This is a genomic window from Frondihabitans sp. VKM Ac-2883 (assembly GCF_015350875.1).
Classification (GTDB): Bacteria; Actinomycetota; Actinomycetes; order Actinomycetales; family Microbacteriaceae; genus Frondihabitans.
This window is the reverse complement of record NZ_JADKSF010000001.1, coordinates 305,845-327,733: the sequence shown is the minus strand read 5'-3', so window position 1 is coordinate 327,733 and position 21,889 is coordinate 305,845. Positions and strand designations below refer to the sequence as shown.

The 21,889-nt window shown below is 67.5% G+C and carries 21 protein-coding genes; 16 read left to right on the top strand and 5 right to left on the bottom strand.

The window, feature by feature from the left end:
* The first annotated feature begins 37 nt into the window (after positions 1 to 37).
* The 5 genes from tsaB to ITJ49_RS01645 all read left to right on the top strand — a co-directional run bounded on the left by tsaB (position 38) and on the right by ITJ49_RS01645 (position 3,317).
* Positions 38 to 724 (top strand): tRNA (adenosine(37)-N6)-threonylcarbamoyltransferase complex dimerization subunit type 1 TsaB, encoded by a 687-nt coding sequence (tsaB, locus tag ITJ49_RS01665; protein ID WP_194600664.1) that lies wholly within the window; start codon positions 38 to 40, stop codon positions 722 to 724.
* A complete protein-coding gene (gene rimI, locus ITJ49_RS01660) occupies positions 721 to 1,191 on the top strand; it encodes a ribosomal protein S18-alanine N-acetyltransferase (RefSeq protein ID WP_370544327.1) in 471 nt (156 codons plus the stop codon). The genes tsaB and rimI overlap by 4 nt, the downstream gene beginning before the upstream one ends.
* On the top strand, positions 1,188 to 2,246 hold the full coding sequence (tsaD, locus tag ITJ49_RS01655; RefSeq protein WP_194600663.1) for a tRNA (adenosine(37)-N6)-threonylcarbamoyltransferase complex transferase subunit TsaD: 1,059 nt from the start codon (positions 1,188 to 1,190) through the stop codon (positions 2,244 to 2,246). Before rimI ends, tsaD begins: the two co-directional genes overlap by 4 nt.
* A 289-nt stretch (positions 2,247 to 2,535) precedes the next feature.
* Complete coding sequence (locus ITJ49_RS01650; protein WP_194600661.1) at positions 2,536 to 3,129, top strand: DUF4190 domain-containing protein; 594 nt, start codon at positions 2,536 to 2,538, stop codon at positions 3,127 to 3,129.
* A complete protein-coding gene (locus ITJ49_RS01645; RefSeq protein WP_194600659.1) occupies positions 3,126 to 3,317 on the top strand; it encodes a hypothetical protein in 192 nt (63 codons plus the stop codon). Before ITJ49_RS01650 ends, ITJ49_RS01645 begins: the two co-directional genes overlap by 4 nt.
* A gap of 110 nt (positions 3,318 to 3,427) precedes the next feature.
* Here the strand turns inward: ITJ49_RS01645 and ITJ49_RS01640 are convergent, their stop codons facing one another.
* Positions 3,428 to 4,642, bottom strand: coding sequence for a class I SAM-dependent methyltransferase (locus ITJ49_RS01640; RefSeq protein ID WP_194600657.1), 1,215 nt, complete (start codon positions 4,640 to 4,642; stop codon positions 3,428 to 3,430).
* Between the two features lie 137 nt (positions 4,643 to 4,779).
* Here ITJ49_RS01640 and groES point away from each other — a divergent pair, with 137 nt between their 5' ends.
* The 3 genes from groES to ITJ49_RS01625 all read left to right on the top strand — a co-directional run bounded on the left by groES (position 4,780) and on the right by ITJ49_RS01625 (position 7,646).
* Positions 4,780 to 5,076: a co-chaperone GroES gene (gene groES, locus ITJ49_RS01635; protein WP_055965070.1), complete on the top strand. Its 297-nt coding sequence runs from the start codon at positions 4,780 to 4,782 to the stop codon at positions 5,074 to 5,076.
* A 125-nt stretch (positions 5,077 to 5,201) separates the two neighbouring features.
* Positions 5,202 to 6,203, top strand: a complete 1,002-nt coding sequence (gene rarD / locus ITJ49_RS01630; RefSeq protein ID WP_194600656.1) for an EamA family transporter RarD — start codon at positions 5,202 to 5,204, stop codon at positions 6,201 to 6,203.
* Positions 6,204 to 6,314: 111 nt separating this feature from the next.
* Positions 6,315 to 7,646: an ABC transporter substrate-binding protein gene (locus ITJ49_RS01625; protein WP_194600654.1), complete on the top strand. Its 1,332-nt coding sequence runs from the start codon at positions 6,315 to 6,317 to the stop codon at positions 7,644 to 7,646.
* A 440-nt stretch (positions 7,647 to 8,086) separates the two neighbouring features.
* Here the strand turns inward: ITJ49_RS01625 and ITJ49_RS01620 are convergent, their stop codons facing one another.
* The 4 genes from ITJ49_RS01620 to ITJ49_RS01605 are packed head-to-tail and all read right to left on the bottom strand — an operon-like array spanning position 8,087 to position 12,196.
* A complete protein-coding gene (locus ITJ49_RS01620) occupies positions 8,087 to 8,809 on the bottom strand; it encodes an ABC transporter ATP-binding protein (protein WP_370544351.1) in 723 nt (240 codons plus the stop codon).
* 59 nt (positions 8,810 to 8,868) lie between these two features.
* On the bottom strand, positions 8,869 to 9,900 hold the full coding sequence (locus tag ITJ49_RS01615; protein WP_370544326.1) for an ABC transporter ATP-binding protein: 1,032 nt from the start codon (positions 9,898 to 9,900) through the stop codon (positions 8,869 to 8,871).
* Positions 9,893 to 10,879 carry a branched-chain amino acid ABC transporter permease gene (locus ITJ49_RS01610; protein ID WP_055965080.1) on the bottom strand — a complete coding sequence of 329 codons (987 nt, stop codon included), beginning with the start codon at positions 10,877 to 10,879 and terminating at the stop codon, positions 9,893 to 9,895. The genes ITJ49_RS01615 and ITJ49_RS01610 overlap by 8 nt, the downstream gene beginning before the upstream one ends.
* Before the next feature lie 12 nt (positions 10,880 to 10,891).
* The gene (locus ITJ49_RS01605; RefSeq protein WP_370544325.1) at positions 10,892 to 12,196 is read right to left on the bottom strand and encodes a branched-chain amino acid ABC transporter permease; all 1,305 of its coding nucleotides are present in this window, start codon (positions 12,194 to 12,196) and stop codon (positions 10,892 to 10,894) included.
* Positions 12,197 to 12,620: 424 nt separating this feature from the next.
* Here ITJ49_RS01605 and guaB point away from each other — a divergent pair, with 424 nt between their 5' ends.
* From guaB to guaA, 8 genes are all read left to right on the top strand, one after another.
* Complete coding sequence (gene guaB / locus ITJ49_RS01600) at positions 12,621 to 14,123, top strand: IMP dehydrogenase (protein ID WP_055965083.1); 1,503 nt, start codon at positions 12,621 to 12,623, stop codon at positions 14,121 to 14,123.
* 490 nt (positions 14,124 to 14,613) lie between these two features.
* Entirely contained in the window at positions 14,614 to 15,195 is a 582-nt protein-coding gene (locus tag ITJ49_RS01595; protein WP_194600649.1) for a hypothetical protein, read from the top strand.
* Positions 15,196 to 15,295: 100 nt separating this feature from the next.
* Complete coding sequence (locus ITJ49_RS01590; RefSeq protein ID WP_055965089.1) at positions 15,296 to 16,417, top strand: GuaB3 family IMP dehydrogenase-related protein; 1,122 nt, start codon at positions 15,296 to 15,298, stop codon at positions 16,415 to 16,417.
* Positions 16,418 to 16,640: 223 nt separating this feature from the next.
* Positions 16,641 to 17,213 (top strand): cation:proton antiporter regulatory subunit, encoded by a 573-nt coding sequence (locus ITJ49_RS01585; RefSeq protein ID WP_055965091.1) that lies wholly within the window; start codon positions 16,641 to 16,643, stop codon positions 17,211 to 17,213.
* 5 nt (positions 17,214 to 17,218) lie between these two features.
* A complete protein-coding gene (locus tag ITJ49_RS01580) occupies positions 17,219 to 18,649 on the top strand; it encodes a cation:proton antiporter (RefSeq protein ID WP_194600646.1) in 1,431 nt (476 codons plus the stop codon).
* On the top strand, positions 18,649 to 19,476 hold the full coding sequence (locus tag ITJ49_RS01575; protein WP_194600643.1) for an SURF1 family protein: 828 nt from the start codon (positions 18,649 to 18,651) through the stop codon (positions 19,474 to 19,476). Before ITJ49_RS01580 ends, ITJ49_RS01575 begins: the two co-directional genes overlap by 1 nt.
* A 31-nt stretch (positions 19,477 to 19,507) precedes the next feature.
* Positions 19,508 to 19,948, top strand: a complete 441-nt coding sequence (locus tag ITJ49_RS01570; protein WP_055965098.1) for a DUF3817 domain-containing protein — start codon at positions 19,508 to 19,510, stop codon at positions 19,946 to 19,948.
* Entirely contained in the window at positions 19,945 to 21,528 is a 1,584-nt protein-coding gene (gene guaA, locus ITJ49_RS01565) for a glutamine-hydrolyzing GMP synthase (RefSeq protein WP_194600639.1), read from the top strand. Before ITJ49_RS01570 ends, guaA begins: the two co-directional genes overlap by 4 nt.
* Positions 21,529 to 21,889 lie beyond the last annotated feature (361 nt).

The following is a 21,889-nucleotide window of genomic DNA, read 5'->3' as shown; positions in this document are numbered from 1 at the left end:
GTGCCTTGTCCGCATCGTGGGCGAATACAGTTGACAGATGCTTCTCGCCATCGACACGTCGTCAGGAACCTCGGTGGCGGTGGTCGACCGCGACGGCGGCGTGCTCGCCGAGGTGACCGAGCTCGATACGCGCCGCCACGCCGAGGTCATCGGCGAGTCGATCGCGTTCTGCCTCGATGCGGCCGGCGTCGCTCCGGACGAGCTCAGCGCCGTCGTCGCAGGCATGGGCCCGGGGCCCTTCACCGGGCTGCGGGTCGGCATCGCGGCCGCGCGAGCATTCGCGTTCGGGGCGGGCAAGCCCTGCCTGCCGCTCATCAGCCACGACGCCATCGCGTTCGAGCGGCTCGGCGGGCTGGCCCTGGCGATCAGCGGCGAAGCCCCCGATCCCGCCGCCCCCCTTCTCGTGATCACCGACGCGAGACGCCGCGAGCTGTACTGGAGCGCGTTCAGCGGACTCGACGGCGCCGGGCTGCCGGTGCGGCTGGCAGCGCCCGGGCTGGCCCGCCCCGCTGAGCTCGATGAGGCTGTCGCCGGATCCTGCGGTTCGGCCTTTGTCGCCGAGGCGACGCGAACCGACCCGACCTCCACTCCCGTGTCGGCCGCCGCCCTGGGCATGCTCGGCGAGGTGCTGTTCGCCGCCGGGCGTCCGTTTGCCCGCGACGAGCCGCTCTACCTCCGCTCGCCCGACGTCACCGTTCCGGGCGCGCCCAAGAGGGTCTCGTGACGAACGCCGAACCGGTCTACCGGCGTGCCGTGGCCGACGACCTCGACGCGATCATGGCGCTCGAGTCGGCGCTGTTCGTGAACGACGCCTGGAGCCCCGAGCTGATGGCTGCCGAGCTGGCTAATCCGCAGGGCTTCTATCTGATCGCCGAACAGGTCGAGAGCGTGGTCGGCTACGCCGGGCTGCTCTCGCCGCGAGGGGCGCCGGAGTCGGACGTGCAGACCATCGCGGTGGCTCCCGAGGCCCGGCGACAGGGGATCGCCCGCGCCCTGATGAACCGTCTCCTCGCCGAGGCGGTGGAGCGCGGCGCCCGCGAGACGTTCCTCGAGGTGCGCGTCGACAACCCCGGCGCGCAGGCCCTCTACGAGTCGCTCGGCTTCGAGGGGATCGCCGTCCGCCCCCGCTATTACATGCCCGACGGCGTCGACGCCCTCGTGATGAAGAAAGACCTGGAGCGAGCCGAATGAGCGCCACCGACCCCCTCGTGCTCGGCATCGAGACGAGCTGCGACGAGACCGGAATCGGCATCGTGCGCGGCCGCACCCTGCTGGCCAACGTCATCGCGTCGTCGATGGACGAGCACGCGCGCTATGGCGGAGTCGTGCCCGAGATCGCTGCGAGGGCCCACCTCGAAGCACTGCAACCGACGCTCGAGGCCGCGCTCGCCGAAGCCGGCGTCACGCTCGACGACCTCGACGCCATCGCGGTGACGAGCGGCCCGGGCCTCGCCGGAGCGCTCATGGTCGGCGTCGGAGCGGCGAAAGCGCTGGCCCTCGGCGCAGGCAAGCCCCTGTACGCCGTCAACCACCTCGTCGGACACGTCGGCGCCGATGTGCTGCGAGACGACGGCAGCGAGATCGAACTCCCCACCATCGCACTGCTGGTCAGCGGCGGACACACGTCGCTGCTGCACGTGCGCGACCTGCTCGACGACGTCGAACTGCTCGGCGAGACGATCGACGACGCTGCCGGCGAGGCCTTCGACAAGGTCGCGCGCCTGCTCGGGCTGCCCTACCCCGGAGGGCCGCAGATCGATCGGGTAGCGGCCGATGGCGACCCGGAGGCGATCCGGTTTCCGCGCGGGCTCACCCTGCCGAAAGACCTGGCTCAGCACCGCTACGACTTCTCGTTCTCGGGCCTCAAGACGGCGGTCGCCAGGCACGTCGAAAAGCTCCAGAACGCAGGATCCGACGTGCCGACCGCCGACGTCGCCGCCAGCTTTCGAGAGGCCGTCGTCGACGTGCTGCTGACGAAGGCGCTCGCCGCATGCGCCGAACTCGGCGTGCCGCGCCTCCTGCTCGGCGGCGGTGTCGTCGCCAACGCGCGCGTGCGCCAGGTCGCGGCTGAGCGGTGCGCTGCGGCGGGAATCGAACTCAGGATCCCACCGCTCGCCCTCTGCACCGACAACGGCGCCATGATCGCGGCTCTCGGCGCTGAGCTGGCGTCGCGCGGGCGGGCGCCCAGCCCCCTCGGCTTTGGTGCCGACTCGACGTTGCCGGTGACGAGCGCGCAGGCCAGCTGACGCCCGTTGCGTGAGTGCGTGCGGGTGGGGCGGTTGGGCGCTCGGGGTGGTCTCGGCAATTTGAGAGTGATTTCTGGTCGTCGCCCCATTTTTCTCCGTGCTTGTGGGAGGCGCCGAACGGATCGCTCTCAAATTGTTGACGATCGGGCCAGGTGTGGCCGGGGCGAGTCAGACCGGAGCTGTCGGCTGCGGCGGAGACTCCTTCTGGGGCCTCCGCCCTCTGCCTGGCGGCGGGTACTGTCGGGGATGAACGACCCACGGCCGCGATCACAGACCGGAGCTAGTCACCATGACCGACAACAACTCACACGACCGTCCTTCCGCCGACGATCAGGCGCGGGAAGACTCGCAGCAGCCGCCGAGGTACGAGCCGAACCCGACCTACGGGCAGCAGCCGAGCGGGCAGCAGCCGACGTATGGCCAGCAGCCGACTTACAGCCAGCAGAACGCGCAGCCGCCGGCGTACGGTCAGCAGCCGACTTACGGCCAGCAGCAGTACGGCCAGCAGGCGTATGGCCAGCAGCAGTACGGCCAGCAGGCGTACGGCCAGCAGCAGCCGAACCCGTACCAGCCCTACGGCCAGCCCGGTTACGACCGTCCGACCACCAACGGGCTTGCGATCGCCTCGCTGATCACGGGCATCGCAGGGCTCACGATCTTCCCGGTCGTGCTGCCGAGCATCGCCGCCATCATCCTGGCGATCATCGCGCGCGGGCAGATCAAGGCGCGCAACCAGGGCGGTAAGGGACTCTCGCTAGCCGGCCTCATCCTCGGCATCGCAGGCGTCGTCGTCGCGATCGGCATCATCATCCTCGTGATCGTCGCCTTCTCGGCTGGATACTCGAACGGCGACTTCGACCCCTCCTCCTACCCGAACACGTGATCCCGGCCCTCTGGAGGCTCGGGCTGCTCCTTGCCCTCCGCTCCAGGGTGCGTCCGGGTGCGCCGGGCACCCTGCCGGCCACGGCGACACGCGTCATCCTCAGTGTCTGGATCGGTGCGCTGGCCGTGGCGGCGCTTGTCGTAGTGGCGTGCGTCGCCCTGCTCGTCTGGGTTGTCGTCCGGGCCTGAGTGCCGCTCAGCGAGCGAAGGCGCCTCGAGTGGCAGCGCCGCGAGATGGCCGTATCTGCAGCTGTGGTGCCGATCGGCGGGAGATCAGGCCATCTCACGCAGCGTCTGAGCTAGGCGCCCGCGCCGAGATCCGCCGCGACGACGCGCTCGCAGAGCAGCGCCGTGTGTCGGCCCGCCACCCGCGTCAAAATCAGTGTGGCCTCGTTTGCGCCCTTCAGCTGCAGCTTCTTGCGGAACGCCGCCGGGTCGACGTCGACCCCGCGCTTCTTGATCTCGACCCGGCCGATGCCGCGCGTCTTGAGCTCCTGGCGCAGGCGCTTCTCGTCGAGCGGGAACGTCTCGATCACACGGAAGCACTGCGCGAACGGAGTGGCCCGAGCGGTCGCCGACGACAGGTAGGCGATGTCGCGGCTGATCGTATGAGCGTTGAGGGCCCGGGCCAGATCGCCGATCAGACGTGCCCGGATCACGGCGCCGTCGGGTTCGTAGACGTACTCCGAGAGCTCGGCCACGTCGACGTCGTCCGAGTCTCCGGGGGCCGTCATCTCGGAGGGCCCGTCCGGGCCGAAGACGAGTGCCGCGCGGCCGACGCCCGGGCGAGCCAGAGCGCCGAACCAGACGCCGACCTCCACCACGGAGCGGTCGACCGAGATCCACTGGCATTCGGCATCGGTCGGAAGCAGATCGCGGTCGACGCCGGGGCCGAGCTTCACTCCGGTCGGAAAACGCGAAGCGAAGGCGAACGCGGTATCGAGTGTCGGAGACCACTGACTCGGATCCTGAATCCGTGACGTGTTGGCGTGGCCGGCCGTCCGGCGCGCAGGATCCAGGAACACGCCGTCCACCCCCGCCAGATCCACCTGTTCGGCGTCACCCAGCCGCACCTCGGCGCCGCTCCACGGGGCGAGGTTGTAGGTCGCGACGGCCGCGGTCACCTCGTCGCGGTCGACGGCCAGCACTCCCAGCTCGAGGGCCGCGAACGCCAGGGCGTCGCCGCCGATGCCGCAGCCGAGGTCGGCCACCCGGGTAACACCCGCCCGGCGGAAGCGGCCCGCGTGGGTGGAGGCGACCGCCAGGCGTGTGGCCTGCTCGAGCCCGGCCTCGGTGAAGAGCATGCGCTCGGCGAAGTCACCGAACTTGGTACGACCCTTGGCGCGCAGCCGCGACTGGCCGAGCACCGCGGCGACGAGCTCGGGGGAGTGGCCGGCTTTTCGGAGGCGTGCGACCTGGGACACCACGTCAGCCTTCTGGTCGAAGGGGGGCAGCGAATCGAGCAGCCGCAGCCCCTCGGGCGTGAGGAGCTCGCGGAGCTCGGAGGATTCCATGAGTTCATCGTCGCACCTGGCACTCGGATTGACCGAGTGCCAGCCACGCTCTAGAGTTTGTTCTGGCACTCACACGCGTGAAGTGCCAACCAGAGATTTCCAGAGTCACGCCGCTTGTGAGAAAGAAGAGGTCAACCGTGTCGGTCAACATCAAGCCGCTCGAAGATCGCATCGTCATTCGTCAGGTCGACGCCGAGCAGACCACTGCTTCCGGCCTCGTGATCCCCGACACCGCCAAGGAGAAGCCCCAGGAGGGCGAGGTCGTGGCTGTCGGACCGGGTCGCATCGACGACAACGGAAACCGCGTTCCCCTCGACGTCGCCGTCGGCGACAAGGTCATCTACTCGAAGTACGGCGGAACCGAGGTGAAGTACTCGGGTGAAGACCTGCTGGTGCTCTCGGCCCGCGACGTGCTGGCGGTCATCGTCCACTAGGTCGAAGCCCCCTGCGAAGGGCCCCGTCTCAGTTGAGACGGGGCCCTTCGTCGTTGGCGCTCCCGTGCTGGGGTGTGGCAGTCCGGAACCCCTCCGATGACGGAGGTCGTCGATAGTCTTTCCCAGTGAAAGACGACATCGGCACCGCCCGTTCCGGCCTGATCTACGCGGTCATCGCCTACGGCCTCTGGGGTGTGCTGCCGGTGTACTTCCTGCTTCTGCGGCCCGCAGGCGCCGTCGAGATCGTGGCGTGGCGGATCCTCTGGTCTCTCGTCTTCTGCGGCGTGCTCCTTGCCGTCACGCGCTCGTTCGGCCGATTCGTGGCCCTGCTGCGCGATCGCAGCATCGCGGGCACACTGGGGCTCGCTGGGGCGTTCATCGTCGTCAACTGGACCACCTTCATCTTCGCGACGCTCTCCGGGCACGTCGTCGAGGCAGCCCTCGGGTACTTCATCAATCCGGTTGTGACGGTGCTGCTGGGCGTGCTGCTGCTGCGCGAACGCCTGCGGGTGCTCCAGTGGGTGGCCGTCGGCATCTCGCTCGTCGCGATCCTGGTGATCGCCATCGGCTACGGCCAATTCCCGTGGATCTCGCTGATCCTGGCGTTCTCGTTCGGCTTCTACGGTCTGATCAAGAAGAGGGTCGGAGGCCGGGTCGACGCGGTCAGCGGCCTGAGCATCGAGACGCTTGCACTGGCAATGCCCGCGGCTGTCGCCCTCGTCGTCGTGAGCGCGACCGGCTTCACCTCGCAGACCGGCGGCCTCGCGTTCGGCTCGTCAGGCACCCTGCAGACCGTGGCGGTGGTCGGCACGGGCGTGATCACGGCTGTTCCGCTGCTGCTCTTCGCGAGCGCGGCACGGCGGCTGCCCCTTTCCACGCTGGGGTTGACGCAGTACATCGCGCCCATCCTCCAGCTGATCGTCGGCGTCGCCCTCCTGCACGAACCGATGACGCCCGCTCGGTGGATCGGATTCGCGCTCATCTGGGTGGCCCTCGTCGTGCTCAGCACCGATGCCGTCCGTGCGTCCCGGCGCGGTCGACCCGAGCCCGCAGCCGATATGGCCGCCGACGAACCGCAGAAGCACGCAGGTGATTCATCACGAATTGCTAACGAAACCGCAAGGTGACGCCCGCAACACACGGTCGAAACAATCTGCACATAGGTTCTAACCCATTCACACGGTTGGGCCGCGCACCATCGCGCGGCCGCATCACCACCGTCAAGAAAGGGTTCACGGATGATCCGATCCATCACCGCCCTCAAGGGACTAGCCGTCATGGGGGCAGCCTCCATGCTCCTCGTGGGCTGTTCCTCGACAGGGGCAACGCCTTCCAACACGTCGTCAGCGTCGTCGACCACGAAGGCCGATCCGGCCGCCAACTGCAAGGCGCCCTCGTCGCCGAGCACTGACGCGATGAAGATCGGCACCATGCTGCCGCTCACGGGTTCGCTCGCGTACCTCGGTCCGCCCGCCATCGCCGGCGCCGGGCTCGCTCTCGAAGACATCAACAAGGCCGGCGGCGTCGTAGGCAAGCCCGCCGAGATCTCGACCGCCACCGACTCCGGCGACTCGACCGACCTCACCGTCTCGAGCGCGGCTGCCGCCAAGCTCAAGGCCGCCAAGGTCTCCGTCGTGCTCGGCGCCGAGTCGTCCAGCGTCACGCTGAACGTGGTCGACCAGATCACCGGCAGCTGCACCATCGAGATCTCGCCCGCCAACACGGCGTCGACTCTCTCGGGCTACTCGTCGTACTACTACCGCACCGCACCGCCGGACTCGGTCCAGGGTTCGGCTCTCGGCCAGCTCATCGTCAACGACGGTGCCGCCAAGGTCGCGTTCCTCGTCTTCAACGACTCGTACGGCACCGGCCTTCGCGACTCGACCCAGGCCGCCATCGAGGCAGCCGGCGGCTCGGTCGTCTACGGCGGCAAGGGCAAGAGCCAGGAGTTCCCTCCCGGTCAGACGACCTTCTCGTCCGAGGTGACCGCGGCGCTCGCCGCCAAGCCCGACGCGATCGTCATCCTGGCCTTCGACGAGACCAAGTCGATCGTTCCCGAGCTCGTCTCGCAGGGCGCCGACCTGTCGACCGTCTACATGTCGGACGGCAACACGGCCGACTACTCGAAAGACTTCAAGGCCAATACCCTCTCGGGCGCCCAGGGCACCATCCCCGGCGCGCAGCCGAACGACAGCCTGAAGAAGCGCCTCAACACCTGGTACAAGACGAACAACGGCAAGGCGCTCAGCGACTACTCGTACGCCGCTGAGTCGTACGACGCGATCATCTTGACCGCTCTCGCCGCCGAAGCCGGCAAGGGCACCGACGCTCCGACGATCCAGTCGAAGATGGCCGCTGTCTCAGGTGCCGACGGTGGTACGAAGTGCACCACCTACGCCGAGTGCAAGAAGCTCCTCGACGCGGGCACGGACATCCAGTACACGGGCCCCTCGGGTATCGGACCGTTCAACGAGAACAACGACCCGTCGAGCGCCTTCATCGGCATCTACAAGTTCGACAAAGACAACAAGCCGGTCTACCAGAGCAGCATCCAGGGTGACGTGAAGTAATTCACCACCCCTCCACAGAGGGCCCGGCGGGAGCGATCCTGCCGGGCCCTTTGGCGTGTGCTGCGGGCTGCGTTGCGCGGACGGCTGAGACCCGCATGGCGGGCGGAAACCCGCACAGCCGGCACGAACAGCATGCCTAGCCGCGGCGTCCGTGCCGATCGGCGAGCCTTCGTGCCGGTCGTGCGGGTTTCAGAGCGGCGGGGGCAGGATCCTGCGGTCCGTCCTGTCATCCATCGAGGATGCGGCGATGCAGCCCGAGGCCGCCCGCAGTCTGTGGCTGGCCGGCATGCGCGACGACAGCGCCGACGATCGAGAGCGCAGGATCCTGCGGTCCGCCGCTCAGCCAGCCCTAGAGCCGCCCCACATGCCGAGTGGCGGCATCTGCCGCTCCGGCCGAAGCCGAAGTCGCAGTTGCCGCCACTCGGGGCACGCGGGCGGGGTTACTCGCCGTCGACGTCTTTCGCCAGGGTGCCGAGGTAGAGCTCGATCACCTTCGGGTCGTCGGCCAGCTCGCGACCGGTGCCCGAATAGGCGTTGCGGCCCTGGTCGAGCACGTAGCCGCGGTCGCAGATCTGCAGGCAGCGGCGGGCGTTCTGCTCGACCATGATCACCGAGACGCCGGCCTTGTTGATGCGACGCGTGCGGATGAACGTCTCGTCTTGACGCACGGGAGAGAGCCCGGCGCTCGGCTCATCGAGCAGCAGCACCTTCGGGTCCATCATCAGGGCTCGTGCCATGGCGACACTCTGACGCTCGCCACCCGACAGCGAGCCGGCGCGCTGGTCGCGGCGGTCTCGGAGCACGGGGAAGAGATCGAAGATGACGTCGAGGCGCTCCTCGAACTTCTTCGGGCGGAGGAACATGCCCATCTGGAGGTTCTCGACGATGGTCAGCGACGGGAAGACGTTGTTCGTCTGCGGAACGAACCCGACACCGGCCTGGACCAGCTTGTTGGCCTTCAGGTTGGTGATGTCGCGGCCCGCGAGCGTGACCGACCCGGAGTGGATCTTGACGCCGCCGAACAGTGCCTTGAGCAGCGTCGACTTTCCCGCGCCGTTTGGCCCGATGATGCCGATGAGCTCGCCCGGATAGCAGACGAGGTTGCAGTCGTTCAGGATGTTGACGCCCGGGAGGTAGCCGGCGACGAGGTGCTCGGCGCGCATGATCGGCTCCTGGCCGGCGAACTTCTCCGTGCCCTTGTGGGTGCTGGTGTCGAGGATGCTCATGCTTTGCCTTCCGATGCCTTGCCGTCTGCGCCGTGGTCGATCTCGGCCCGGGCGGCGTCCTCTTCTTTGACCTCGGCCTCGAGCTCTTCGAGTGAGTCGTCGGTGAGGAGGGAGTCGTCACCGAGGTCGGTGTCGTGGTGGGCGCCGAGGTAGGCGTCGATCACTGCCTGGTTGTCCATCACCGTGTCGGCGGGCCCCTCGGCGACGATCTTGCCCTCGGCCATGACGATGACCCAGTCCGAGATGTGCCGCACCATGTGCATGTCGTGCTCGACGAAGAGGACGGTGGTGCCCTCGTCGCGGAGACTCTGGATGTGCCCGAGCAGCGACTGCGTCAGGGCGGGGTTCACGCCGGCCATGGGCTCGTCGAGCATGATCATCTCGGGGTCGCTCATGAGCGCCCGGGCCATCTCGAGGAGCTTGCGCTGGCCGCCCGAGAGGCTGCCCGCGTAGTCGTCCTTCTTCTCGTAGAGCTTGAAGCGCTGCAGCAGGTCTTCGGCCTTCGCCTCGATCTCGGCCTCGCGCTTCTTCCAGAGCGGCTTGACGATCGCGACGAAGAAGTTCTCGCCCGGCTGGTCGCGCGCTCCGAGGAGCATGTTCTGCATCACCGTCAGGCGCGAGAGCGCCTTGGTCAGCTGGAACGTGCGGACCATGCCGCTCTTGGCGACCTTCGCGGCGCCGACCGCACCCATCGCCTTGCCGTCGAAGACCCAGCGGGCGGTGCCCTCGCCCCGGTTGGTCAGCGACGGAGCCGAGTTCGGCTTGTCGAAACCGGTGAGGAGGTTGAAGAACGTGGTCTTGCCGGCGCCGTTCGGGCCGATCAGCGCGGTGATGGCGCCGCGCTGCACCTCGACGTGCTGCACATCGACGGCCGTCATGCCCCCGAATTTGCGGATCACATTGTCGACGGTGAGGATCGGGTTCGGTTTGGCGGATCCTGGTTGTTCGGAGACGGTCGCGAGCTTCTTGCGAAGTTCGACGCGGTCGTAGTCGTAACCGGGCTTCAGGTTGGTTGTGGTCTCAGACACTGAACGACAGCTCCCTCTTGTTACCCAGGATTCCCTGTGGTCTGAAGATGATCAGGCACATAAGTGCGATTCCGACGAGAACGTACGAGAACTGCACGGTCTGCTGGGCTCCCATGATCGAGTCGGGGATGAAATCCTGCGCCAGCGTCTGGATGAGAAGACGCATGACGAAGAACAGGATTGCGCCGAGAACGGGGCCGAAGACGGTCGCCGCACCACCCAGCAGAAGCGCCGTGTAGATGAAGAACGTCGTCGAACGACCGAGGCCGTCCGGCTGCACCGACGACGGCAGCACGTAGATGATTCCGGCGATCGCGCCGATCACACCGCCGAGCACCAGCGCCTGCAGTTTGTAGCTGTAGACGTTTTTGCCCAGGCTGCGCACCGCATCTTCGTCTTCGCGGATGCCCTTGAGCAGGCGACCCCACGGGCTGCGGGCGAGAGCCCAGATCAGCAGGAGGAAGAGAGCGACGAGGCTCCAGCCGACGATGCGGATCCACCAGCCGTTGACGCCGTTGTTGTCGTACGTGAACCACAGGATGGTGGTGGTGCCGTTCGGCAGGGGCGAGAGAGCGGTGAAGGCGCCGTTGTAGGAGTTGCCCGTGATGCCGTTCGATCCGCCGGTGAGATCGGTGAGAATGCTCGAGCGGCCGACCATGCGGATGATCTCGGCGGCCGAGATCGTGACTATCGCGAGATAGTCGCCCCGCAGTTTGAGCGTAGGCAGACCGAGGATGAACGCGAAGACGAGCGCGCAGAGCATGGCGACCAGGACGGCCGCGAAGATCGGCAGACCCCGCTCGACCGCGATGGCGAAGCCGTAGGCGCCCAGCAACAAGAACGCCGCCTGGCCGATGTTGAGCAGACCCGCGAAGCCGAAGTGCACGTTGAGGCCGATCGCCGCGATGGCGAAGGCGGCCGTCGTCGGCGCGAGCGCCTGGACGGTCAGCGATTGGAAGAGATTGACGATGTAGTCCATGAGTTGTCTCCCTTAACCGATGCGCTCGCGGCGGCCGAAGATGCCCTGCGGCCGGAACAGCAGGATGAGGATGAGGATGAGGAGGGCCGTCGCGTACTTGAAGTCACCGGGGAGCACGAGGTTCGTGAGCTCGACGATGATGCCGACGATCATGGAGCCGACCAGGGCGCCGAAGGCCGTGCCGAGGCCGCCGAGGGTCACCGCGGCGAAGATCAGCAGAAGGATCTGCAGACCGGTCTGCCAGTTGACACCGTTCAGCACGAGGCCGAGCATGACGCCCGAGAGGCCGGCGAGACCGGCGGCGACCGTCCACACGAGGCGGATGATCCGGTCGACGTCGATGCCGGAGGCGGCGGCGAGCGACGGGTTGTCCGAGACCGCGCGGGTGGCACGGCCGGTGCGGGTCTTCAGGAGGAAGAAGCCAGCGCCGGCGAGCACGACGATCGAGATGCCCATCGCAACGTACGACTGGACGGTCAGCGTCACGCCGCCGATCGTCACCGTCTCGGGGTTGGCGGTCGAGATGCGCACCGTGGCCGCGCCGTAGAAGTACTGGAACGCGTACTGCAGGGCGATCGAGAGACCGATGGTGACGATCATGAGCTGCGTCAGGCTGAGCCGCTTCTTGCGCAGCGGCTTCCAGATCAAGGCGTCTTGGAAGAACCCGGTGGCCGCCGAGATCACCACCGTGACGACCGCGGCGAGGATGAGGTTGAGCCCCAGCACGTTCGCGAACGTGTAGGCGAGCAACCCGCCGAGCGTCACCTGCTCGCCGTGGGCGAAGCTCTGGAGGCCGGTCGTGCCGTAGACCAGCGAGAGGCCGATGGCAGCGAGGGCCAGAAGGAGGCCGAGCCGGATCCCGGAGACCGCCTGCTGGGCAAAACGCTGCCAGGTGACGTCGTTGGTCGCGGCGTTGTCGATAGTCGCGCCCTTCGTGGTCGTCAGCTGGAAGAGCGTTCCGGCCGACGAGCCGAGACTCACCTGGACCTTGCGGTCGTTCGTGCCGGCGTTCGCGAGGAACTGCCCGCTCGGCAGGGTCGACTCGTCGAGCGACACGGTGTAGGTGCCCGCCGTCTTGGCCGGAATCACCCAGCGGCCGACCGCATTCGTCGTGCCGGTCAGGGCATCGCCCGACTCGGGCTTCGCCGAGATGGTGACGCCCTCGGCGGGCTTGCCGTCGCTGGTCTTTAGCGTGCCCTGGATGCACGCGGTCGTTGCATCGGCCACACAGGTCGTGGTCGCCGCCTGCGCCGAGGTCGGCGCGAGCACGAGCGAGGCGAGGCTGGCCAGCAGCCCGAGCATCAGCAGTGATGCCACGACGACCAGCGAGTGGCGGGTGGGGATGCGGGAACGGGAGCCCGATCGGGTATCAGAACGCGTTCGCAGGGAGCGGGAACTCCGGAGCGGTGGTGTGTTCGTGGGCACGAGAATCACAGAACCTCCTGGACGGCCCAGTCGGACATTTCCCCGAGGGTCTGGCTCGCCGTCGTCGTTGACAGTACTTTCCCTATGTGTCGGCTGTGTTTCCGCGAAAACACGGTAGAGACACAGGAGTCTAAATGGTTCCTAGGCTCATTGCGGTACCGGCGGCTCGTGTCGGCGCTGTTGCGGGTCGGGGGCGGGCCTGCTCCGCTCCGGTCTCGGGAATGATCGCGTGCCTCGCGGGTTAAGATGTATCACCGGTGCTCGACGGCGAAACCGGCCCCCACTGTCGCAGCTTCATTCACTCAAAAGGTGGCTCATGGACCAGCCGGATCCCTTCGGTTTCATCGGACTCACGTACGACGACGTCATGCTCCTGCCCGGGCACACCGACGTCATCCCGTCCGAGGCAGACACCTCGTCGCAATTGACGAAAAGGATCCGGGTGGCGACGCCGCTCCTGTCCGCGGCAATGGACACCGTCACCGAATCCCGCATGGCCATCGCCATGGCGCGCCAGGGCGGTCTCGGCATCATCCACCGCAACCTGTCGATCGCCGACCAGGCGGCCCACGTCGACAAGGTCAAGCGCAGCGAGTCGGGCATGATCACCAACCCGGTCACCACGACGCCCGACGCCACCGTCGCCGACGTCGACGCCCTGTGCGGTCAGTTCCGTGTGTCCGGCCTGCCGGTCATCGAGCAGGACGGCACGCTCGTCGGCATCATCACGAACCGCGACATGCGCTTCGTCTCGAAGTTCGAGATGGCCAGCACGCTTGTGCGCGACGTCATGACAAAGGCGCCGCTCATCACCGCGGCCGAGGGCGTCGATCCCGACTCGGCGATCGCCATCTTCGCGCAGCACAAGATCGAGAAGCTGCCCCTCGTCGACGAAGCCGGGCGCCTCCGCGGCCTCATCACGGTCAAAGACTTCGACAAGACCGAGCAGTACCCGAACGCGACCAAAGACGACGCGGGCCGACTTCGTGTCGGTGCGGCGATCGGCTTCTTCGGCGACGCGTGGCAGCGCGCCCAGGCGCTCCGCGATGCGGGCGTCGACGTCCTCGTCGTCGACACCGCCAATGGCGAGAGCTTCGGCGAGCTCGACATGATCAAGCGCATCAAGGCCGACCCGACCTTTGCCGACATCGACGTGATCGGCGGTAACGTCGCAACGCGCTCGGGTGCCCAGGCGCTCATCGACGCCGGCGCAGACGCGATCAAGGTCGGCGTGGGCCCCGGCTCGATCTGCACCACCCGCGTCGTCTCGGGCGTCGGCGTGCCCCAGGTCACCGCCGTCTACGAGGCGTCGCTCGCCGCACGCGAGGCCGGCGTTCCGGTCATCGCCGACGGCGGCCTGCAGTACTCCGGTGACATCGCCAAGGCCCTCGTGGCCGGCGCCGATACGGTCATGCTCGGCTCGCTCCTCGCCGGCTGCGACGAGAGCCCGGGCGAGATGGTGTTCGTGGGCGGCAAGCAGTTCAAGGCGTACCGCGGCATGGGATCCCTCGGAGCCATGCAGACCCGCGGCAAGAACACCTCGTACTCCAAAGACCGCTACTTCCAGGCCGATGTGCCGAGCGACGACAAGCTCATTCCCGAGGGCGTCGAGGGCCAGGTGCCCTACCGCGGCGCGCTCGCCAACGTCGTCTACCAGCTCGCAGGCGGGCTCCGCCAGTCGATGTTCTACGTCGGAGGCCGCACGATCCCCGAGCTGAAGGCCCGTGGCAAGTTCGTGCGCATCACCGCTGCTGGGCTCAAGGAGAGCCACCCGCACGACCTGCAGATGGTCGTGGAGGCGCCGAACTACCGTCGGTAGTCGCTAGGCACCGCTTTCCGGAGAGGGCACCGCCGATGGGCGGTGCCCTCTCCGTTTTGCCGCGGTGAGCGGGGATGTGTTTCGCCACGAGGGCTGTGGAGAGCGCGAGCGAAGGATCCTTGGGGTCGTCGAAGCTCGTCGCATGCGATTCGATCTTCCGCCCGGGCCATTCGAGGGCGTCTATGTCTCGAGGGGTGGCCGGGCACTCGAGACCCTCCGGCAGGCCTGCAAGTCGGGTGTGCTTCGTCGAGTGAGAGCCGGCGCGTACGTTGACGCTTCGCTCTGAGAGGCCAGCGATCGCCGACGGCGATCACTCCTAATCATTCAGGCGGTGGCGGCGTCGCGCGGGTTTCAGGATGTGCTGTCTCACGAGTCCGCCGCCGTTCTGCTCGGACTGCCGCTACTGAACGAGCCTGAGCTTGTTCACTTCACGAACCCGGGTGCCCGAAGTACCAGGTCGAGGTCTGGCACCGTCTGGCATGCTGCCCCGTTGACCGCGACCGACGTCATCGAGGTGCCGCCATTCACACTGACCTCGCCAACACGGACTCTCGCGGATATCGCGCTCGGAAGTTCTTTCCCCGACGCGGTCGCGGTCTGCGACGCGGCACTTCGACTCGAAGGAACAACCATTGATGCCATTGCGTGCGCCCTGGGGGATTCCGGCCGGACCCACGGGCGCCAGCAGGCTCAGCGTGTACTCGCCTTTGCCGATCCTCGGGCGGCCAATCCGGGTGAAAGCCTGTCGCGCGTCGTCATCGACAGCCTCGGCTTCGAGGCGCCGCAGCTGCAGGTCCCTTTCGACGACCGCCTAGGCCGCATCGGCGTCGTCGATTTCTGGTGGGAGCGAGCGGGGGCTATCGGCGAGCTGGATGGCTTTCAGAAATACGCGAAGGCCGAGTACCTCCGTGGGCGTACACCGTCGCAGGTGGTCGTCGAGGAGAAGCATCGCGAGCGCCGACTCGAAGCCCTGCCCGAGGTTCGCAGTGTGGTGCGATGGGTCTGGCGAGATGCGCTGGAGCCGCCACGGCTTCACGCGCTGCTGAGCACCGCCGGCGTGACTCGGCGATGACGGCGACACCGTCTTTCGGGGCGGAGCACGTCCATCGGCGGTGTTGAGTCCGAAAAGCGGTGTCACGGGCAGGAGGGCGGCAGGCCGGTAGGGTTGACGAGTGACTGAGGTAGAGATCGGCGTCGCCAAGCGCGCCCGCCGCGCATACGCGTTCGACGACATCGCGATCGTTCCGAGCCGCCGCACCCGTGACCCCCGCGACGTCAACCTCGGCTGGTCGATCGACGCGTTCCACTTCGAGACGCCGATCATCGCGGCCCCCATGGACTCCGTGGTAAGCCCGGCGACGGCCATCCGCATCGGTCAGCTCGGCGGCCTGGGCGTGCTTGACCTCGAGGGCGTCTGGACTCGCTACGACGACCCCGAGGCGGTGCTCGCCGAGATCCGCGGCCTGCCCGACGAGATCGCCACCGCCCGCATGCAAGAGATCTACGCGGCACCCATCCGGCCCGAGCTCGTCACGGCGAGGCTCGCCGAGATCCGTGCAGCCGGGGTCCCGGTCGCCGGCGCCCTCAGCCCGCAGCGCACCCAAGACCTCTATCAGACGGTGGTCGACGCCGGTGTCGACCTCTTCGTGATCCGCGGCACGACGGTCTCGGCCGAGCACGTGTCGAAGAACGCCGAGCCGCTCAACCTGAAGAAGTTCATCTACGAACTCGACGTGCCCGTGATCGTGGGCGGTGCCTCCACCTACACGGCGGCGCTTCACCTCATGCGAACGGGTGCGGCCGGCGTCCTCGTCGGTTTCGGCGGGGGAGCAGCCTCGACCACCCGCGCCTCGCTCGGCATCCACGCACCCATGGCGTCGGCGGTCGCCGACGTCGCCGGAGCACGCCGCGACTACCTCGACGAGTCGGGCGGCCGGTACGTGCACGTCATCGCCGACGGCGGTCTCGGCACCTCGGGCGATATCGTCAAGGCCATCGCGATGGGGGCCGACGCCGTCATGCTCGGTGCCGCCCTCGCCCGTGCGACCGACGTGCCGGGTGGCGGTTTCCACTGGGGAGCCGAGGCGCACCACCCCGAACTGCCTCGTGGCCGACGCATGCACGTCGGATCGACGGGCACGCTCGAGAACATCCTGTTCGGCCCGGCGCCGACGACCAACGGTACGGCGAATCTCATGGGAGCCCTCCGCCGCTCCATGGCGACGACCGGCTACAGCGACCTCAAAGAGTTCCAGCGCGTCGAAGTGGTCGTCGCGCCGTACCACCCGCACTAGCCGCGCAGGTCGGGTCGAGCGGCGCGTGTTGAGGCCCTTCGGATCGCACCGACGAGAAGCGTAGGATCCCGCGGACCGGGTTCGCTGACAGCGTGCGCGGGGCGACCCGGTGCCGGGAAGCGCCGCCGCCGGATCCTTGTTGACCCTGTGGACAGCCCGGCTCGCCTCGATTTTCGCGACGGTAAGCTGAGACGACTGCCCCCGAGCTTCTGGAGACCAGCCCATGGTTGACGTGCGTCGTGTGAAACTCCCCGGTGTGGGAGTGCTTCACACCTTCATCACCGACGACGGTGGCAAGTGCGGAGTGATTACGCATCGCTCCGGCCACAGCGACCTCATCACGTTCAGCGACGATGCCGACGGCGACAACGTCACGAAGGTGTCGCTGCGTCTGAGCGAAGACGAAGCGCACACCCTCGCCGAGTTGCTCGGCGGCACCCGCATCACCGAGTCGCTGTCGGCGCTCGAGCAGATGCCGGGCCTCAGCATCGACTGGTTCACGGTCGACTACGACGACCACATCGCCGGGCAGCCGCTCGGTGACCTCGCGGCCAAAGGCGTCGTCGGTCTGACCGTCGTCGCGGTCGTGCGCGGTGAGACCGCGAACCCGGCGCCCTCGGGCGACTTCAAGGTGTTCCCGGGCGACACGCTCGTGGTCGCAGGTTCGCCCGAGAAGGTCGCGAAGGCGTTCCACTTCTACCGCAGCGGCGGTATCAAGTCGGCGGCCGGCGTGCCCGCGGGCGGCAGCACGCTCGTCGACGGCGGTTCGTCGCTCGACTCCCCGCCGGGGGTCTAAGCCGTATGCACCTGGGTCAAGAGCTCCTCGTCTTAGGGATCCTCCTCGTCCTGGCGTACATCCTCGGCCGGCTGGCGAAGCTGATCGGCCTCCCGACCATTCCCGTCTACATGGTCGTCGGCCTGCTCGCGAGCCCGCACGTGGGCTGGTTCCCCCTCGACTTCGAGTCCGACAAGATCGAGCTAATCGCGATCTTCGGGTTGATCCTTCTGCTGTTCAACCTCGGGCTCGAGTTCGATCAAGACGAGTTCTTCGGCAACGTCGGCAAGCTGGTGCTGTCGGGTGGCAGCTACATAGCCGTGAATATGGTCGTCGGCCTGGCCTTCGGCTTCTGGGTCGGCTGGGGCACGCGCGAGGCGCTCGTGATCGCGGGCATCACGGCCACGTCGTCGTCCGCGATCGTCACCAAGCTGCTGATCGAGCTCGGCCGTCTGGCGAACCGCGAGACGCCGATGATCCTTGGCATCACCGTCGTCGAAGACATCTTCATCGCGATCTACCTCGCCATCGTCTCGGTCGTGCTCAGCGGCGAGACCGCGCCGTGGCCGGTGATCGGCAAACTCGCGATTGCGTTCCTGTTCCTCATAGTGATGTTCACCATCGCGAGATGGGGCGGCAAATGGGTCTCGAGACTCATGCGCACCAAAGACGACGAGCTCTTCACGATCCTCTTCTTCGGGCTCGCCGTCATGTTCGCGGGGATCGGCGAGATTCTCGGCGTCACCGACGCGATCGGGGCGTTCCTGATCGGTCTGGTCTGCGGGGCGACGCGGTTCCGCAACCGCATCGAGACCTTCGCGCTCCCGATGCGCGACGTCTTCGCGGCGTTCTTCTTCTTGAACTTCGGCCTCGCGCTGAACCCCGGCACCTTCCCCGCGGTGGTCTGGCCCGTGATCGCGGCCGTCGTCATGACGATCGTGCTCAACGCGGGTGCCGGCCAGTTCGTCGCGTGGCTCAACAAGCTCGGGCCGCAGGCCGGAATCAACGCGGCAGCAATTCTGCACAACCGGGGCGAGTTCGCTCTGATCCTCGCGACGCTCTCGCTGGGGGCGGGGCTCGACGACCGCATCCAACCGTTTGCCGGTCTTTACGTGCTCATCATGGCCGTCATCGGGCCGCTGCTTGCCGCCAATTCCGAGAAGATCGGAGGCGTACTCTTGCGCAAGAAGAAGAAGGCCGCCCGGGCGAACGCGAAGCAGCAGGTCGTGCCGCGGGGCAGCGAAGAGATCGCTCTGATGGAGGCGGCCCTCGCCGGTGAGACACCCCGGCAGAGTGCCGATCTCGACGACGACCTCGAGGCTGTGGCGCTCGCGGTCCCCGTCGACACCGACGAATTCCTCTATGGCACCGACGACGACGAGGTCGACGCTGCGGCCGAGCAGGCCAGCCAGCAGTCCGACCACCGAGCAACACGGCAGAGAGACCCCGAATACTGATGCGCGACGACCAGGCGAGACCGCTTCCCGACAGCATGTGGGAGGTCGCGCGTCGACCGCGCTGGATCGGCATGCTCGCGCTCGCCCTCGCTGTCGCCGGGCTCTTCGCCTGGCTCGGGCACTGGCAGCTCGATCGCAGCGTCGACAGTCTCAAGCCCGTCAGCACAGGATCCGAGACCAGCACCCCCCTCTCCGACCTCACGTCGCCCCAGAGCAAATACCTCGATAAGTTCACCGGCCAGAAGGTGACGGTCACGGGCGCGTTCGACAAAGACGACTTCCGCGTCATCAGCGGCCGCCTCAACCACTCCGACAGTGGCTACTGGCTCGTCGGCCGCTTCGTCGACTCCTCGACGGGCGGCTCGCTCGCCGTCGCGCTCGGCTGGGGTGCGACTGCCGCCGACGCGCGGAACGCGATCTCGTCGGTGCCGGCGGCCCCGACGACGACCGCGCTCGCCGGGCGGTATCTGCCGAGTGAGGCTGCATCCGAGGGCAAGTTCCAGGAGGGTAGGGAGACGGTCGTCGCCGTACCGCAGCTCATCAATCAGTGGAGCGACTTCTCGGGCGACGTCTACAACGGCTATGTCGTGGCCGATCGCTCCTGGGGCGACCTGTCGGCGATCTACTCGCCGCCTCCGATCGACAAGACCTCGATCAACTTCTTGAACCTCTTCTACGCGATCGAGTGGGTGGTCTTCGCCGGCTTCGCGATCTTCCTCTGGTTCCGTCTCGTGCGAGACGCTTTCGAGCGCGAGATCGAGGAGGCCGAAGAGGCCCGTGCGCTGCTCGAGGGCGGTTCTCCCCAGGCATCGCTTCACGCCGACTGACCCCTGATCCGCCTCGATTAGACTGGCTCCCATGCCCCTGAAGCCTCGGCCGCGCAATATCCCCAAGATCCCGGGGGCGGTGCGCCTGTACAAGATCTCCGCCTACGTCACCGGTGTGATGCTCCTGCTGCTCTGCTTCGAGATGCTGTTGAAGTACACCGGCCTCCAGACCGAGATGGCCATCGGCGATCCTCGCGGCTTCTTCGTGCGCGAGGGCACCATCCGCAGCCCCGCGCTCGACCTGTCGCTCGGTATCCTCATCGCCCACGGCTGGCTGTACGTCGTCTACCTGTTCACCGACTTCCGCCTGTGGAGCATCATGCGGTGGCCGTTCTCTCGGTTCATCCTCATCGCTCTCGGCGGAGTCATCCCTCTGATGTCATTCTTCGTGGAGCGCCACATGGCCAAGATCGCCCTGACCGAATACGAGGCGCTGCAAGCAGAGCGCGAGACGGCGAAGGCCACCGCATGAGCGACGAGACCGTGCAGAAGCCCGTCCTCGTCGTCGACTTCGGTGCACAGTACGCCCAGTTGATCGCCCGACGCGTTCGCGAGGCCGGCGTGTACTCCGAGATCGTGCCGCACACCATCACCGCGGCCGAGGTCGCGGCGAAGAGCCCGGTCGGCATCGTCCTCAGTGGCGGCCCGTCGAGCGTCTACGAAGAGGGTGCGCCGGCCCTGGACGCCGGCATCCTCGACCTCGAAGTGCCCGTGCTGGGCATCTGCTATGGCTTCCAGGCCATGGCCGTCGCCCTGGGCGGCGAGGTGGCGAAGACGGGCGCCCGTGAATACGGCGCCACCGACGTGACCGTCTCGGGCACCGAGTCGACACTGCTCGATGGTCAACCCGCCGCACAGACGGCGTGGATGAGCCACGGCGACTCCGTTTCGAAGGCGCCCGAGGGCTTCGAGGTGCTCGCCTCGAGTGCGTCGACCCCCGTTGCCGCGTTCGCATCCGACGCCCGACGCCTCTATGGCGTGCAATGGCACCCCGAGGTCAAGCACTCCGCCCACGGGCAGGCCGTGCTCGAAAACTTCCTGCACCGCGCGGCAGGTATTCCCGCCGACTGGAACAGCGGCAACGTCATCGCCGAGCAAGTGGCGCGCATCCAGGAGCAGATCGGTGCGGGGCTCGTTATCTGCGGTCTCTCGGGCGGGGTCGACTCGGCCGTGGCCGCGGCCATCGTGCACAAGGCTGTCGGTGACCAGCTCACCTGCATCTTCGTCGATCACGGCCTGCTGCGCGCCGATGAGCGCACTCAGGTCGAGAACGACTACGTCGCTGCCACGGGCATCCGTCTCATCACGGTCGACGCCGAGCAGCAGTTCCTCGACGCTCTCGCCGGAGTCTCCGACCCCGAGCAGAAGCGCAAGATCATCGGTCGCGAGTTCATCCGGTCCTTCGAAGAGGCGGCCACGGCCCTCGTTCTCGAAGCCGACGCCTCGGGTGCTGGCGAGCCGGTCAAGTTCCTCGTGCAGGGCACGCTCTACCCCGACGTGGTCGAGTCGGGCGGCGGCACCGGCACCGCGAACATCAAGAGCCACCACAATGTCGGCGGCCTCCCCGAAGACCTGCAGTTCGAGCTCGTAGAGCCGCTCCGCACCCTGTTCAAAGACGAGGTCCGCGCCATCGGTCGCGAGCTCGGGCTTCCCGAGGTCATCGTCGGCCGCCAGCCGTTCCCCGGGCCCGGCCTGGGTATCCGCATCGTCGGCGAGGTCACGCACGAGCGCCTCGAGCTGCTTCGTGCTGCCGACAAGATCGCCCGTGCCGAGCTCACCGCGGCGGGCCTCGACAACGAGATCTGGCAGTGCCCCGTCGTGCTCCTTGCCGACGTCCGGTCGGTCGGCGTCCAGGGCGACGGGCGCACCTACGGTCACCCCATCGTGCTCCGCCCCGTCTCCTCCGAAGACGCGATGACCGCCGACTGGACCCGCCTGCCCTACGACGTGCTCGCCAAGATTTCCAACCGCATCACGAACGAGGTCGCCGGCGTCAACCGCGTCGTGCTCGACGTCACGTCGAAGCCGCCGGGCACCATCGAGTGGGAGTAGCGGCGCGCAACTAGCTGGCTGCCTGGCTCCGAGGCGCACCGCTTTCGGCCCGCGACACCGTCTTTCGGCGGTGTCGTGGGCCGTTTGCGGTTCCGGGGTGCGAAGGGCGGGGGCGGGGTGGCTTGTCGCACCGTGACGGCGCCGAGATCGCACTAGTGGTCGGGTGGTGGTGACCACTAGTGCGATCTCGGCGGAGTGCGGGCGGAGAGCGCGAGGTGGCCTGAACTACGGGAATGCCGGCATAGAGCGGAAGATCGGGCCATTTCGCGGGCCGGGCGACGACGCCCGGGCGCCGAGATCGCAGTAGTGGTCGGGTGAGGGCGACTCCAAGTGCGATCTCGGCGGCCACAGCGGCCGCGGC